At 71.2% G+C, this 14,460-nt stretch carries 12 protein-coding genes; 6 read left to right on the forward strand and 6 right to left on the reverse strand.

Annotated features, from left to right (window positions below):
• Nucleotides 1-73 precede the first annotated feature (73 nt).
• On the reverse strand, nt 74-484 hold the full coding sequence (locus ACFY5C_RS12940; RefSeq protein WP_328427750.1) for a VOC family protein: 411 nt from the start codon (nt 482-484) through the stop codon (nt 74-76).
• A gap of 207 nt (nt 485-691) precedes the next feature.
• On the reverse strand, nt 692-1,489 hold the full coding sequence (locus ACFY5C_RS12945) for a FadR/GntR family transcriptional regulator (protein ID WP_389443780.1): 798 nt from the start codon (nt 1,487-1,489) through the stop codon (nt 692-694).
• Nucleotides 1,490-1,728: 239 nt separating this feature from the next.
• Here ACFY5C_RS12945 and ACFY5C_RS12950 point away from each other — a divergent pair, with 239 nt between their 5' ends.
• The 5 genes from ACFY5C_RS12950 to ACFY5C_RS12970 are packed head-to-tail and all read left to right on the forward strand — an operon-like array spanning nt 1,729 to nt 8,263.
• A complete protein-coding gene (locus ACFY5C_RS12950; RefSeq protein ID WP_389443782.1) occupies nt 1,729-3,357 on the forward strand; it encodes an ABC transporter substrate-binding protein in 1,629 nt (542 codons plus the stop codon).
• A 10-nt stretch (nt 3,358-3,367) separates the two neighbouring features.
• Nucleotides 3,368-4,327 carry an ABC transporter permease gene (locus ACFY5C_RS12955; RefSeq protein WP_328427747.1) on the forward strand — a complete coding sequence of 320 codons (960 nt, stop codon included), beginning with the start codon at nt 3,368-3,370 and terminating at the stop codon, nt 4,325-4,327.
• Nucleotides 4,324-6,312, forward strand: a complete 1,989-nt coding sequence (locus tag ACFY5C_RS12960) for a dipeptide/oligopeptide/nickel ABC transporter permease/ATP-binding protein (RefSeq protein ID WP_389443784.1) — start codon at nt 4,324-4,326, stop codon at nt 6,310-6,312. Before ACFY5C_RS12955 ends, ACFY5C_RS12960 begins: the two co-directional genes overlap by 4 nt.
• On the forward strand, nt 6,309-7,328 hold the full coding sequence (locus ACFY5C_RS12965; protein ID WP_389443786.1) for an oligopeptide/dipeptide ABC transporter ATP-binding protein: 1,020 nt from the start codon (nt 6,309-6,311) through the stop codon (nt 7,326-7,328). Before ACFY5C_RS12960 ends, ACFY5C_RS12965 begins: the two co-directional genes overlap by 4 nt.
• On the forward strand, nt 7,328-8,263 hold the full coding sequence (locus tag ACFY5C_RS12970) for a dihydrodipicolinate synthase family protein (protein ID WP_389444130.1): 936 nt from the start codon (nt 7,328-7,330) through the stop codon (nt 8,261-8,263). The genes ACFY5C_RS12965 and ACFY5C_RS12970 overlap by 1 nt, the downstream gene beginning before the upstream one ends.
• 277 nt (nt 8,264-8,540) lie before the next feature.
• On the opposite strand, the gene ACFY5C_RS12975 is transcribed toward ACFY5C_RS12970, so the two are convergent.
• The 4 genes from ACFY5C_RS12975 to ACFY5C_RS12990 are packed head-to-tail and all read right to left on the reverse strand — an operon-like array spanning nt 8,541 to nt 13,826.
• The gene (locus ACFY5C_RS12975) at nt 8,541-9,746 is read right to left on the reverse strand and encodes an exo-alpha-sialidase (RefSeq protein ID WP_389443788.1); all 1,206 of its coding nucleotides are present in this window, start codon (nt 9,744-9,746) and stop codon (nt 8,541-8,543) included.
• Nucleotides 9,747-9,785: 39 nt separating this feature from the next.
• On the reverse strand, nt 9,786-10,445 hold the full coding sequence (locus ACFY5C_RS12980) for a response regulator (protein ID WP_389443790.1): 660 nt from the start codon (nt 10,443-10,445) through the stop codon (nt 9,786-9,788).
• On the reverse strand, nt 10,442-11,683 hold the full coding sequence (locus tag ACFY5C_RS12985) for a sensor histidine kinase (protein WP_389443792.1): 1,242 nt from the start codon (nt 11,681-11,683) through the stop codon (nt 10,442-10,444). The genes ACFY5C_RS12980 and ACFY5C_RS12985 overlap by 4 nt, the downstream gene beginning before the upstream one ends.
• Nucleotides 11,684-11,729: 46 nt before the next feature.
• Nucleotides 11,730-13,826, reverse strand: a complete 2,097-nt coding sequence (locus tag ACFY5C_RS12990) for an MMPL family transporter (RefSeq protein ID WP_389443794.1) — start codon at nt 13,824-13,826, stop codon at nt 11,730-11,732.
• Nucleotides 13,827-14,033: 207 nt separating this feature from the next.
• Between ACFY5C_RS12990 and ACFY5C_RS12995 the strand changes: the two genes are divergently transcribed.
• Complete coding sequence (locus ACFY5C_RS12995) at nt 14,034-14,456, forward strand: DUF6234 family protein (protein WP_389443796.1); 423 nt, start codon at nt 14,034-14,036, stop codon at nt 14,454-14,456.
• Nucleotides 14,457-14,460 lie beyond the last annotated feature (4 nt).

A 14,460-nucleotide genomic window follows, 5' to 3' on the forward strand; every position in this document is an offset into this window, starting at 1 on the left:
CGTGAAGACTCCATCTGCAACTCGGTCGGGAACGCTGCCGGCAAGGGCGGGGGCGGGCTGGACGGGCTGGGTCTCAGCCCCGCTCCTGGATACGGATCAGGTTGCCCGCCGGGTCGCGGAACGCGCAGTCGCGGATGCCGTACGGCTGGTCGGTCGGCTCCTGGACGACCTCGGCGCCGCTCGCCTGCACCTTCTCGAAAGTGTCGTCGACGTTCGAGGTGGCGAGCAGGATCCAGCCGTAGGTGCCCTTGGCCATCATCTCGGCGATGACACGGCGCTCGTCCTCGGTGATGCCGGGGTCGGCGGTGGGGGGTGCGAGGAGGATGGACGTGCCGGGCTGGCCGGCGGGGCCGACCGTGATCCAGCGCATCTTGTCCTGCCCGACATCGGTACGGACCTCGAAGCCGAGCGCGTCGCGGTAGAAGGCGAGGGAGGCCTCGGGGTCGTCGTGCGGGAGAAAGCTGGCGTGAATGCTGATGTCCATGGCGGTCACGCTAGCGGCGCGCAGGTGCGGGCGCTTCTCGATTCCTGACCCGGTTTCTTTCGCCCCCGCCGCCCCTACCCGTCCCGTCCTTGAAGGGGCTCCGCCCCTTCGACCCCGGCCAGGGGGCTCTGCCCCCTGGACCCCCGCTCCTCAAACGCCGGAGGGGCTGGATCTTTCAGCCCGTCCGGCGTTTGAGGACGAGGCCGTTCAGGCCGAAGGGGGGTCTGGGGGCGCAGCCCCCAGGGACGGGAAGGGCAGGGGCGGCGGGGGCGGAAATCGCTCCTGCCCCGCCCGCGCCGCGATCCCCCGGAAATGCACCGCCATCGCCCGCTGCGCCCCCTCGACATCGCGCGAGCGCAACGCCGTCACGATGTCCCGGTGCCGGCCGGCCGTCAGGTCGGGCGAGGGGTCGTCGGGGCGGCCGCGGGCGCCGGACACCCGCCGGAAGACCGTCCAGAACGCGGCAAGCAGCTGCGGCACGAGGTCGTTGCCGAGAGACGCGTACAGCAGCTCGTGGAACTCGCGGTCCAGGTCGGGAAAGGCGCGCCCCGCCCGCCCCGCCGCCTCCATCCGCGCCACGACCGCCTCCAGCCGGTCCAGCTCGGCCTCCGTCAACGTCGCCGCCACCCGCCGGATCAGCCCCTCCTCCAGCACCTCCCGCACCTGAAGGATCTCCGCCAGCGCCCCCGAGTCGTCATGGTCGTGCCGGGCCAGCGTGCGAAACGTCAGACCGTCGATCAGCGGAGTGAGCGAGGCCTGGCCGACATACGTCCCGTAGCCGTGCCGGATCTCCACGATGTCGAGGGCCTGGAGCGCCTTGAGCGCCTCACGGACGGAATTGCGGCTGACGCCCAGGTCCTCCATCAGCTCCGCCTCCGTGGGCAGCAGCGCGCCCGCCTGGAGCCTGCGGTCGATGATCAGCTGCATGACCTGCCGCTGGATCCGGCTGTTCCTGGACTCCTCGGACGTACGGCTGTTCCTGGGCTGCCCGGGCATGCGGCGCATCGTACGCGCACCCGGACGTCCCACGTCCCATGTCTGCCCCAACGGCCCCTGACGGGGGGTCAACTCGCGCCATTTCACAGCGCCATTGGTCCGACCTGTGGCAGATGCGCCATTCGTGTGAGATCCCTTGACCACCCCCACCACCCCACCTATGGTCGCGCTGACCGTCAGGACGTAGGACGTCGTATCTCCTCACACCATCCATCGCCGGAGCACACCACCCCACCGCTGGAGGACCCGTGCGCGACGTGACCCACGACGTGCCGGCGCTGCACCGCCGGTCGTTCCTGAAGTACACCGGTGCGCTGAGCGCGGCCGCCGCCGTCTCAGCGTCGCTGTCGGCCTGTTCGTCGGGGCCCCAGTCCACGAACGAGACCGGCGGGGGCGGTGGCCAGAACCGGACGCTGACTGCGGTCATCGGCTACGGCAACGACGGCAGCTGGGACCCGACCCAGACCGCGTCCGCCTTCTGCATGGCCGCCAACAACCACATCTACGAGGGGCTGCTGGACACCGACCCGATCTCGCGGGAGCCGTACGCCGCGCTCGCGACCCAGGTGCCGGCCGACCCGAACGCCACGACGTGGAAGTTCACCCTGCGCGCGGGCGCGAAGTTCCACGACGGCAAGCCGGTCACGGCCGACGACGTGGTCTTCGTCTTCGACCGGATCCTCGACCCGAAGACCCAGACCCTCGCCAAGGGCTTCTTCGCGAGCTGGCTGAAGGAAGTCCGCAAGATCGACGCGCAGAACGTCGAGCTGGTCCTCAAGTTCCCCTTCCCGGACGGGATTTCGCGGCTCACCCTGGCCAAGATCATGCCGAAGCACGTCTTCTCCCAGCCGGGGGGCTGGGAGGACGCCATCGCGGGCAAGGCGATCGGCTCGGGGCCGTACCGGCAGACCGCGCACCACCCGAAGTCCAACACCACCTTCGAAGCGTTCGCCGATTACAACGGCCCGCGCAAGGCCGCCTTCAAGAAGATGAACTGGCTCACGATCGTGGACGCTGCGCCGCGCGTGGCCAGGATCTCGGGCGCCAGTGCGGGTGCGCAGATCGCCGACAACATCCCGTACGCCAACATCGGGCAGCTGGAGGGCGGCGGGCTGACGGTGGCGGGCGGCGCCGGGATGAACAACCTCTTCCTGATGTTCAACACCAAGCACAAGCCCTTCGACGACGTACGCGTCCGCCAGGCGCTGCACTACGCCATCGACACCGGGAAGATGATCGAGGTCGCCCTCAAGGGCCACGGGAAGCCGGCGTCGTCCTTCCTCAACGAGGCCAACCCCACCTACCGGCGCGCGAAGACCGTCTACGACTACGACCCGGACAAGGCGAAGGCGCTGCTGAAGGAGGCCGGGGTCAGCGGGCTGAAGATCGAGATCCTGGCCGTCAACGTGAGCTGGATCGTCGACTGTCTGCCGACCATCAAGGCGTCCTGGGACGCGATCGGCGTCAAGACCACCCTCTCCCCGCAGGAGACGACGGCCGTCTTCACCAAGATGGACCAGAAGCAGGACTACCAGGTGGTCGCCGCCGCCTCGAACCCCAACCAGTTCGGCCTCGACGCCGACCTGATCATGCACTACAACTACGGCCCCGAGAACCTGTGGATGCAGTACACGCGGTGGGCCGACAACTCGATCGCCAAGGCGCTCTTCAAGGACATGGACCGGGCGACCCGGGAGCCGGACGCCGAGAAGAAGAAGACGATCGTGCAGGACTACATCGACGTCGTCGCCGAGCAGGCCGTGCTCTACCCGGTCGTCCACAACGAGCTGATGACGGCCTGGAACCCCAAGCAGCTCACCGGGATAAGGGCACAGCCGTACCCCGGCATCAACCTCCTCCAGGCCAAGTGGGCCTAGGAGCCCTTCTGTGATCACCGTCGTAAGGATCCTGGCCCGCCGCGTCGTGCTGCTCGTGCCGCTGATGCTGGGCATCGTGCTGTTCGTGTTCCTGGTCATGCGGTTCTCGGACGTCGACCCGGCGTCCGCGTTCTTCCAGGGCGCGAACCCCACCGCGCAGCAACTGCACGACTTCCGCGAGGAGAACGGCCTGCTGGACCCCCTCCCCGTCCGCTACGTCGCCTTCATCGGCGACCTGCTCCACGGCGACATGGGCATCAGCGCCCTGACCCGGGCGCCGGTCGTCGACCAGGTCATGACCGCGCTGCCGCTGACCCTCCAGCTCACCTTCCTGGGTCTCGGCATCGCGGTCGTCCTGTCCCTGGTCGGCGGCGTGACGGCCGCCATCTACCGCGACCGGCTCCCCGACCAGATCATCCGCGTCGTCTCGCTCACCGGCGTCGCCGCTCCCGGCTTCTGGCTGGCGCTGCTGATGATCCAGTACCTGGCCGTCGACCTCGGCTGGTTCCCGACCGGCGGCTACATCAACCCGGCGGACTCCTTCACGGGCTGGCTCAAGACCATGACCCTCCCGGCCCTCGCCCTCTCGCTGCCGGTGGCGGCGCAGCTGACGCGGATCGTGCGGACGTCGGTGGTGGAGGAGCTGGACAAGGACTACGTCCGCACGGCGATCGGCAGCGGGCTGCCGCCGCGGGTGGTGGTCGGGCGCAACGTCCTGCGCAACGCGCTCATCAACCCGCTGACGGTCCTCGGCCTGCGCGTCGGCTACCTGCTGGGCGGCGCGGTCGTCATCGAGACGATCTTCTCCCTCCCCGGCATGGGGAAGCTGATGATCGACGCGGTGAAGAACGGTGACCCGGCGGTCGTCCAGGGCGTCGTCCTCACCACCGCGACCGGCTTCGTGGTCGTCAACCTCGTCATCGACATCCTGTACCTGCTGGTCAACCCGCGCCTGCGGGAGGCGACATGACGTTCAACCGCAAGCGTCTCGCCGAGGCGCTGTCCCGGCCCGGCATCCGGCTGCGCGGCTGGCGCCGGCTGCCCCTGCTGTCGAAGGTCGCCGTCTGCTTCCTGGCCGTGGTGGTCCTGACCGCCCTGCTCGCCCCGGTCCTCGCCCCGCACGACCCGCTCGACCAGCAACCGCCGATCGACGGCACCGGGCATCCGTCCGCCGAGCACTGGATGGGCCAGGACAGCCTCGGCCGGGACATCCTCAGCCGGCTGATGTACGGCGCCCGCTGGTCGCTGGCGATCGGGCTCGGCGCGACCGGGCTCGCGCTCGTCGTGGGTGCCCTGATCGGCGCGATCGCGGCGACCTCCCGCAAGGCGGTCGACGAGACGCTGATGCGCTGCCTGGACGTGGTGATGGCGTTCCCGGGCATCGCGCTGGCCGCCGTGCTCGTCGCGGTCTTCGGCGGCGGGATCACCGTCCTGATCTGTGCGATCGCGTTCCTCTTCACGCCGCCGGTGGCCCGAGTCGTGCGGGCGAACGTCCTCGACCAGTACGGCGAGGACTATGTGACGGCGGAACGGGTCATCGGCGCCCGCACCCCGCACATCGTCATCAGGCACGTGGCGATCAACTGCGCCGCGCCGGTGCTGGTGTTCTGCACGGTCCAGGTGGCGGAGGCGATCGTCTTCGAGGCGTCGCTGTCCTTCATCGGCGCCGGCGTCCGTCCCCCCGACCCCTCCTGGGGCAGTGTCATCGCGGACGGCAAGAACATGGTGCTCACCGGCGGCTGGTGGGCGACCGTCTTCCCCGGCCTGCTGATGCTGGTGACGGTGCTCTCCCTGAACATCCTCTCCGAGGGCGTGTCGGACGCATGGGCGGCGCCCTCGGCGCGCGAGGTCGACGTACGCAAGCACGACGACCGCCTCGAGGCGCCGGAGCCGGGCAGCGGCGAGGTGCTGCAACTGCCGGGGCTGACGGAGGCCGCGGCGCGGCTGCGGGCACGGGCCCGGCCGTTGCCCCAGGGGCAGCTGCCGGTGCTCGCGGTGGAGCACCTCGCGATCGGGTTCGAGGGCCGGCACGACGGCGTGGACATCGTCGACGGCATCAGCTTCGAGGTGCAGCCGGGTGAGGTGCTGGGCCTGGTCGGCGAGTCGGGCTGCGGCAAGTCGCTCACCGCCCTCGCGGTGATGGGCCTGGAGCCGAAGGGCGCCCGGGTGCGCGGGCATGTCCGGTTCAACCAGCGGCAGTTGGTGGGCGAGCCGATGCGGGTGCGCCGCAAACTGCTGGGCCACGAGATGGCGATGATCTACCAGGACGCCCTGTCCTCCCTGAACCCGGCGATGACGATCCGCTCCCAGCTCAAGCAGGTCGTACGCCGCGGAGGCCGCCGCACCCCCCACGAACTCCTGGGACTGGTCGGCCTCGACCCCGACCGCACCCTGCGCAGCTACCCGCACGAACTCTCCGGCGGGCAACGCCAGCGTGTCCTGATCGCCATGGCCCTGTCCCGCGATCCCAAGCTGATCGTCGCCGACGAGCCGACGACCGCCCTGGACGTCACCGTGCAGGCGCAGATCATAGAGCTGCTGCTGAGGCTGCGGGAGGAACTGGGCTTCGCGCTGATCCTCGTCTCGCACGACCTCGCGCTGATCGCGGACGTCACCGACCGGGTGGTCGTGATGTACGGCGGCCAGATCGTGGAGACCGGCGTGACCGCCGACCTGGTGGAGGCGCCGGCGCATCACTACACGCGGGGCCTGCTCGGCAGCGTGCTGTCGCTTGAGTCGGCACAGGAGCGGATGACGCAGATCAAGGGCGTCGTCCCCTCCCCCGCCGACTTCCCGGCGGGCTGCCGTTTCGCGGACCGCTGCCCGCTGGCGAGCGAGGTGTGCCGGACGACGCCGCCCGACCTGGTGGGAACACCGACTCATACGGCGGCCTGCCATCACCCGGCGATCGTCTTGGCGCCGACAGACCGCTCCGAAAGCGGGGTCGTCCAGTGAACGCGCTGGTGGAGCTCTCGGACGCGCACGTCGTGCACAGGGCGCGCAGCGGCGGTCTGTTCAGCCGGGACAAGGTGTACGCCCTGACCGGCGCCGATCTCGTCATCGCGCCCGGCGAGACGGTGGGCGTGGTCGGCGAGTCGGGGTGCGGCAAGTCGACGCTTGCGAAGGTGCTGGTGGGCGTGCAGCGCCCGACGTCGGGCACGGTGTCCCTGCGGGGCCGCGACCTGTGGACGATGTCACCGGCCGAACGCAGGACGGCGGTGGGCGCCGGCACCGGGATGATCTTCCAGGACCCGTCGACGGCACTGAACAGGCGCCTGACGGTCCGGCAGATACTGCGGGACCCACTGGACGTGCACGACCGCGGCACGAGAAGCGAACGTGAGGACCGGGTCAGGGAGCTGATGTCCCTGGTCGGCCTCCCGCGCGCCCTGACGGACGCCCTTCCCGGCCAGCTCTCCGGCGGCCAGCGCCAGCGCGTGGCCATCGCCCGCGCGCTGGCCCTGGACCCCGACCTGGTGGTGGCGGACGAGCCGACGAGCGCGCTGGACGTCTCGGTGCGGGCCCAGATCCTGAACCTCCTCCTCGACCTGAAGGAGCGGCTGGGCCTCGCCCTCGTCTTCGTCTCGCACGACATCCAGACGGTACGCCGGATGAGCGACCGCGTGATCACCATGTACCTGGGCCGGATCGTCGAGGAGGCCCCGGCGACCGGCGTCACCGACGGCTCCCGGCACCCGTACACCCGCGCCCTCTTCTCCGCGACCCCCGGCCTGCTCGATCCCATCGACCCGATCCCGCTGGTCGGCCCGGTCCCCTCCGCGACACGGCCGCCGAGCGGGTGCCCCTTCCGCACGCGATGCTGGAAGGCGGACGAGGTGTGTGCCGAGGCGATGCCGGACTTCTCGGCCGCGTCGACGCCCGAGCACCGTTACAGGTGCCACCATCCAGTGGAGGAGGGCGAGGCCACGCGCGACCTCGTACGACAGAGCCACAGTTCCAGGGAGCCTTGATCATGATCCCCACCCCGCTCACCGGTGTCATCCCGCCCGTCTGCACGCCCCTGACACCGGACCGCGAGGTGGACGTCCCGTCCCTGCTCAGGCTGGTCGACCACCTGGTGGAGGCCGGGGTGCACGGCCTGTTTGTGCTCGGCTCCACGTCGGAGGCGGCGTACCTGACGGACGCCCAGCGGCGGATGGTGGTGGAGGCGGTGGCCGGGCACGTCGGGGGCCGGCTTCCGGTGCTGGCCGGTGTGATCGACATGACCACGCCGAGGGTGCTGGACCACGTACGCGAGGTCACTCGGGCGGGTGCGGACGCGGTGGTCGCCACAGCGCCCTTCTACGCCCGGACCCACCCCGCCGAGATCGCCCGCCACTACCGCCTGATCGCCGCCGCGTGCCCCGTCCCGGTGGTGGCGTACGACCTCCCGGCCGCCGTCCACGTCAAGCTCCCCGGCGACGTCATCCTGGACCTGGCCGCCGAGGGCGTCCTGGCCGGTCTGAAGGACTCCAGCGGCGACCTCGCCGCCTTCCGCGAGGTCGTCATCGGCGCCCGCACCCGTTCCGACATCACCGGCTTCAGCGTCCTGACCGGCTCCGAACTCATCGCCGACGCCGCCCTTGCGGTGGGGGCCGACGGGGCGGTGCCGGGGCTCGCGAACGTCGACCCGCGGGGGTACGTGCGGCTGTTCGAGCTGTGCCGGGCCGGGGACTGGCAGTTGGCCCGGGCCGAGCAGGAGCGGTTGTGCGGGCTGTTCGGGATGGTGACCGTCGGGGATCCCGGGCGGATGGGGGGTAGTTCGTCGGCGTTGGGAGCCTTCAAGGCGGCGCTGCACCTGCGGGGCGTCATCGACTGCGCGGCTACGGCGGAGCCGCAGGTGGCGTTGTCGACGGAGGAGGTTGAGCGGGTGGGGAAGTTTTTGGCGGGCGCGGGGCTGCTGTAGGGCCGGTTTTCGCCCCCGCCGCCCCTACCCGTCCCGTCCTCCAGGGGCTCCGCCCCTTCGACCCCGCCAGGGGGCTCCGCCCCTTCGACCCCGCCAGGGGGCTCCGCCCCCTGGACCCCCGCTCCTCAAACGCCGGAGGGGCTGAATTTTCCAGCGCCGGGCCAGGCAATCCAGCCCGTCCGGCGTTTGAGGACGAGGCCGTTCAGGCCGAAGCGGGGGTCTGGGGGCGGCAGCCCCCAGGTACGGGACGGGTAGGGGCGGCGGGGGCGAGAAAACCCTATTCCAGTTCCGCCGTCGGCAGCCTGCGGAACTCGATCGTCTCGTAAGTCCCGTCCACCCCCGTCTCGTACAGGATCCCGACGACCCGCCGCCCCAGCGACACCAGATCCGAGTACGCCGCCCGCTGCTGAGACAGCGTCAGCGCCTTCGTGAAGGTCGCCCCGCCATCCGTACTCCGCCACACCGCCATCGACTGACGCACGGTGGGCACGGAAGGCCCGGAGAAGAGCAACGCGCCCCGGGAACCGGAGAGTTGGAGGACGCTGCCCTCCACCACCGGCACCTCGTTCAACGCCGGCTGGACCGTGTAGGGCCGGTCCAGAGTCTCCCCACCGTCACTGGAGTGACTGTCGAGCCGGTTCCCGGCACTCATGCCGTGCTGATCCCGGGAGTTGAAGTACAGCCTGCCGTCGGGAAGTTCGGCCGCGGTGGACTCGTTGGCGTTGCTGAAACCGTCGTAGGAGTCGTCGACGAACCCCATCCGCCAGGAACGCCCGCCGTCGTCGCTGTAGATGGCGTGGGCGCCGTAGTACTTGGGCTCCTGCCCGGTGTCCCCGGACCCCGGCGCCGGCGCGGCCGAGTGGTTCGACGGGACGACCAGCCGCCCCGCATGCGGACCGTGCCGCAGCGCGATCGCGTGACCGGGCCCCGTGGCGTACCAGCGCCAGTTCGCCGGCTTCACCTGGCCCGTGATGTCCCGAGGGGACGAGAAGTGGCGGCCGTCGTCCGCGCTGCGCTGGACGAACACCCGCCGGCTCTGCTCCGGCGTCGCCTCGCCCCGCATGATCTGCGCCTCCGTCACGTCCCCGCTGTTGTAGGAGGTGACCAGCACGACCGCGCCGGTGCGCGGGTCCACCACGGGAGCGGGGTTGCCCCGTGTGTCCCCGTCCCCCGAGGCGACCACGGCCTGCGGGCCCCAGGTGCAGCCGCCGTCGAGGGAGCGCCTGAGGACGACATCGATGTCGCCGGTGTCGCCCGCCCCGTCGTGCCGGCCCTCGGCGAAGGCCAGGACCGTGCCGCGCGGGGTCGTGATCGTCGCCGGGATGCGGTACGTGTCGTAGCCGCCCTCGCCCGAGACGTACGGCACGGAGGACGTGCAGCCGGCCTCCCCCGCCGCGGCGTTGCCGGTCGCGACCAGCGGGGTGGTCAGGAGTACTGCGGTGACTAGGTACGTACGACTGAGTGAGCGCCTCAGGATGGTCATCGAGCTCCTTTGACGGAGGGTCAGACATTGCCCGGTCCGTCACAGGATCCCCGGTGTCACCATCCCTGACTCATAGGCCACGATGACCAACTGCGCCCGGTCGCGGGCTCCCAGCTTCCCCATGATGCGGCTGACGTGTGTCTTCGCCGTCAGCGGGCTGAGCCCCAATGCTTCCGCGATTTCCGTGTTGTTGAGCCCGCGGGCGACCAGCGTCAGCACTTCGCGTTCACGTTCGGACAGGCATTCGGGCCCGTCGGCCGTGGGCGCCGAAGGGCTGCGCAGGAACCGCTCGATCAGCCGTGCGGTCGGCCCCGGCGACAGGAGCGCCTCTCCCGCCGCCACCGTGCGGATGGCGTCGAGGAGTTCGGCCGGGCGGGTGTCCTTGACGAGGAATCCGGAGGCGCCGGCGCGCAGCGCGTCCACGATGTTCTCGTCGGTGTCGTAGGTGGTGAGGACCAGCACCCGTACTCCGGCCAGGTCCTCGTCGGCAGCGATCAGACGGGTCGCCTCGATGCCGTCCAGGTCGGGCATGCGGATGTCCATCACGACGAGGTCGGCGCGGGTGCCGCGGGCCAGTTCGGCGGCCTCGCGGCCGGTGGCCGCCTGGCCGACGACCTCCATGTCGGGGGCCGACTCGACCAGCATGGCGAACGCCTCCCGCACGAGCGTCTGGTCGTCCGCGAGCAGGACTCGGATCATCTCTGTCCTCCCCCGTCGCTTCCGACAGGCAGTACGGCGCTCACCCGGAATCCCCCCTCGTCGCCCGGTCCGGCGTCGAGTGTGCCACCCACGCTGCGGGCCCGCTCCCGCATGCCGACGAGGCCGTAGCCGGGGACGGGAGTTCGGGCGGCGGGGCAGCTGCCGTCGTCGGTGACCGATACGCGCAGGGCGCCCTGCTCCTCGTACAGCTCGACGCGTACGGCGGGTTCGCGCCCCGCGTGCCGGACCACGTTCGTCAGCGCCTCCTGCACGATCCGGTACGCGGCCGCCCCGACGGCCGGCGGCGCCTCCCGCACCCGTATCTCCGACGCCACCCGCGCACCGGCCAGCCGCGCCGCCTCCACCAGGTCCGGCACCCCGTCCAGCCCGGGCAGCGGGCCGCGTGCCTCGCCCACCGCGCCCTGCTCGCGCAGGAGTTCCAACGTCGTGCGGAGCTCGCCCCGCGCCGTGCGGCAGGTCCCGGCGATGTCGTCGAGCGACTTGGCGATCGCCTCGCGGTTCAGCCGCTCGGGGTCGGCGGTCAGGACGTGGGCGGCCACCGACGTCTGCACGCCGATGAGCGTGATGCTGTGGGCGAGCAGGTCGTGCAGGTCGCGGGCGATGCGCAGGCGCTCCTCGGCGACCCTGCGGCGGGCCTCCTCCTCGCGGGTGCGTTCGGCGCGCTCGGCGCGTTCGACGATGGCGGCGACGTACTGGCGGTAGTAGCGCACGTCGATGCCGGAGAAGAGGAACGCGAAGACCCAGCCGGAGATCCGCAGGAGCTCCGGCGTCCCGCCGGGGTTGGTGAGGGCGTTGAGGATCAGTGTCACCCCGAGGACGGCGGCGCCGGTGAGCAGCGTGCGGCGCACCGTGCCCGTCGCCGCGACCGTGTACAGCGCCACCATGGTCGCGAAGATGGGCGCGGCGTGGTTGTTCTCGAGGGCGTGGTACGGGGCGATGCAGACCATCACCACGAGCAGGACCAGCAGCGGACGGTGGCGCCGCCACACCAGGGGGACGTGGGCGGTGAGCAGCAGGGTCCAGCCGAGCGCGTCGGGCCGCCGCTCCTGGTCGCCGAGCAGGGCCATGACCGTGGCGAGCGCGGCCCAGGCCAGGGCCAGCAGTGCGTCGTTGCGGGTGCGGTGCGGGGCGCTCAGGGGGTCGCGGTTGATCGCGGCCATGGCCCACTCGCCGATGCGGGACCGCTGGACTGTCGTGGTTGCCTGCACGGGGTTCATCTTCCGGGACGATGGCGCCCCTCCGGGAGGGAGGGGCGCCGGTCGGTCAGGACACGGAGACGGCCACGGGCTCCGGTTCCTTCGGCGGGACTTGCGGCCGGGGTCCCCCGGGTGCGCGGGAGAGCCGGCCCGGCCACCACATCCCGCGCCCCAGCGCCACGCTCGCGCTGGTGACCAGGTACGTGCGGACCAGGAAGGTGTCCAGCAGCACGCCGACGGCGATGACGAAGCCCAGCTCGACGAGTGGGACGAGCGGCATGCTGGTGAGCACCGCGAAGGTGGCGGCGAGGACGAGCCCGGCGGAGGCGATGACGCCGCCCGTGGTGCGCAGCGCGGTGAGCGCGGCCGACGCCGGTTCGGCGCCGTTCAGGCACTCCTCGCGCATCCGGTGCATCAGGAAGATGCCGTAGTCGACGCCGAGGGCCACCAGGAACACGAAGGAGAGGAGCCCGAGTCCGGGATCCGTGCCCTCGAAGCCGAAGAGCGGCCCGAAGACGAGCCCGCCGATGCCGAGCGCCGCGCCCCACACGGCGACCACGGCCGCCACCAGGATCAGCGGCGCGACGAGCGAGCGCAGCAGGGCGATGAGGATCAGCAGCACGGACAGCAGCACGAGCGGTACGACGACCAGGCGGTCCCGGGCGTTGGTGTCCTTCAGGTCGATCTGCTCGGCACTCGGCCCGCCGACGTGGGAGCCGTCGAGTTTGTCGCGCAGGGCCTCGATGATGGCGGTCTCCCCGGCGGACTGGGGCGGTGCGGTGGCGAGGACGGAGATCTCCGTCCAGCCGTTTCCGGTACGGCCCTCCTGCGCGCTGTCGACGCCGTCGGTGCCACGGATCGAGGCGAGCGTCTCGGCGGCGCGGCCCTGCTGAGTGATGACGGTGATGGGCTGCGTGCCGCGCTCGGGGTAGGCCTTGCCGAGGGTCTCCATGGCGGCGACCGCGTCGGGCTTGCTGGTGAAGGAGTCCTCCTGCTTGAGGTTGCCGGGCAGGTTCAGGGCGCCGAGCGCGAGCGCGCCGAGCAGGACCGCGCCGCCCGCGAGGACGGTCAGGGGCCGGCGTCCGGCGGAGCTGCCCATCGCCGTGAACAGGGACCTGCGGGCCTTGGGCGTGCTGCCGTAGCGGGGCACGAGCGGCCAGAACACCCGCCGGCCGAGCAGTACGAGGATCGCGGGCAGCAGGGTCAGCATGGCGGCCAGTGCGCACAGCACGCCGACCGTGCCGAGCGGGCCCATGCCCCGGCTGGAGTTGAGATCGGCGGCGAGCAGGCACAGCAGTCCCGCGGCGACGGTTCCGGAGGAGGCGAGCACGGCGGGCCCACAGCCCTTGAGCGCGGCGGCCATGGCGTCGTAGGGCCGCTCGATCCGCCGTAGTTCTTCCCGGTACCGGGAGACGAGCAGCAGCGCGTAGTCGGTCCCCGCCCCGAAGACGAGAATCGTCATGATCCCGGAGCTCTGGCCGGAAACGGACGTTCCGAACCCCTGGTTGAGGCCGTAGGCGACGCCCATCGACAGATAGTCGGCCATGCCCGCGACGGCGAGCGGGACGAGCCACAGGAACGGGCTGCGGTAGATGAGGATCAGCAGCAGCGCGACGACGGCGGCCGTGGTGTACAGCAGCGGTCCGTCGAGCGAGTTGTAGACCTCGCTCGCGTCCGTGGCGAGCGCGCCCGCCCCGCCCACGTCCACGCTCAGTCCGTCACCCCCCTGAGCGATGTCCCGCACGGAGTTGACCAGTGTGTCCCGGGCCTTCTCGTCCTGGCCCGGTTCGGTGCTGGCGACCGGGTACATCAGGGTGGTGCCGTCCTGGGACGGAATGCCCTCCGGTTCGCCGGTGAGCTTGTGCGCGCCCGCGATCCGCTCGATCTGGTCGGCGGCGGTCTCCCTGTCATCCGCGCTCAGCCCGCCGTCCCGGTGATAGACGACGACCATCTCGGTGGCCTCGCCGCCGGGCAGCCGGTCCTCGATCTTGGCCACCTGCGTGGAGTCGGCGCTCGCGGGCAGATAGTCGACGGCACGGTCCCGCTGCACGTCCGCCAGCTTCGACGCGAACGGCGACGCGAGCGCCAGTACGGCGATCCACAGCCCCAGCACGAGCCAGGGCACGGCCCGCCGTCGTCGTGTACTTGTCCTTGCGGCCCCCATCTGACGGGCCTCCCTCCGCGTCGGCTGTCCGGGTCGCTTCCAGACTTCCGGCGCCGAGCTGCGGATTCGTCGGGCGGGAGAGCGAGTTGGGGCCTACTGCCGGGGTCGGCGCGACGGCGCGATTACTCCCTGGGGAGTACGGCGGGACACGGTGCCTGAGTATCCGTACTCAGGCACCGGCCCTGTCAGCGGGCAATGCTGGCCCACATGACCGCCCCCGTCGGCCTCCCGCCCTTCCGCGGTGCCAATGTGCCGCCCCCGTCCACCGGCCGCCGGCAGCTGCCCGTCGCGGCGGACATCGCCCTGGCGGTCGGGCTGCTCGTCCTCGACGTCCTCGGGGCGGTCGCGGCGTTCCTGCTGGGCATCGACGTCAGCGGCGACTGGAGACCGTTCGACCCGGGCGCGGACAACTCAGACGTCACGCTCGGATTCAACTGGCTCTACATCGGCGTCGCCGGCGGCGTCGTGCTGCTGACCGCTGCTCTGCCGTACCTGTTGCGGGCCTTCGTCAGCGTGGCCCTGCAGGTGCTCGTCGGCATGGTCGTCCTGGTGGTCGCGATGAGCGGCGCGCAGTACGACGCGGAGCGCGGCGTCCGGGCCGACGCGGTCGTATCCGTGACGTACCTCTGACGGC

This window comes from Streptomyces sp. NPDC012935, assembly GCF_042900345.1.
GTDB lineage: Bacteria > Actinomycetota > Actinomycetes > Streptomycetales > Streptomycetaceae > Streptomyces.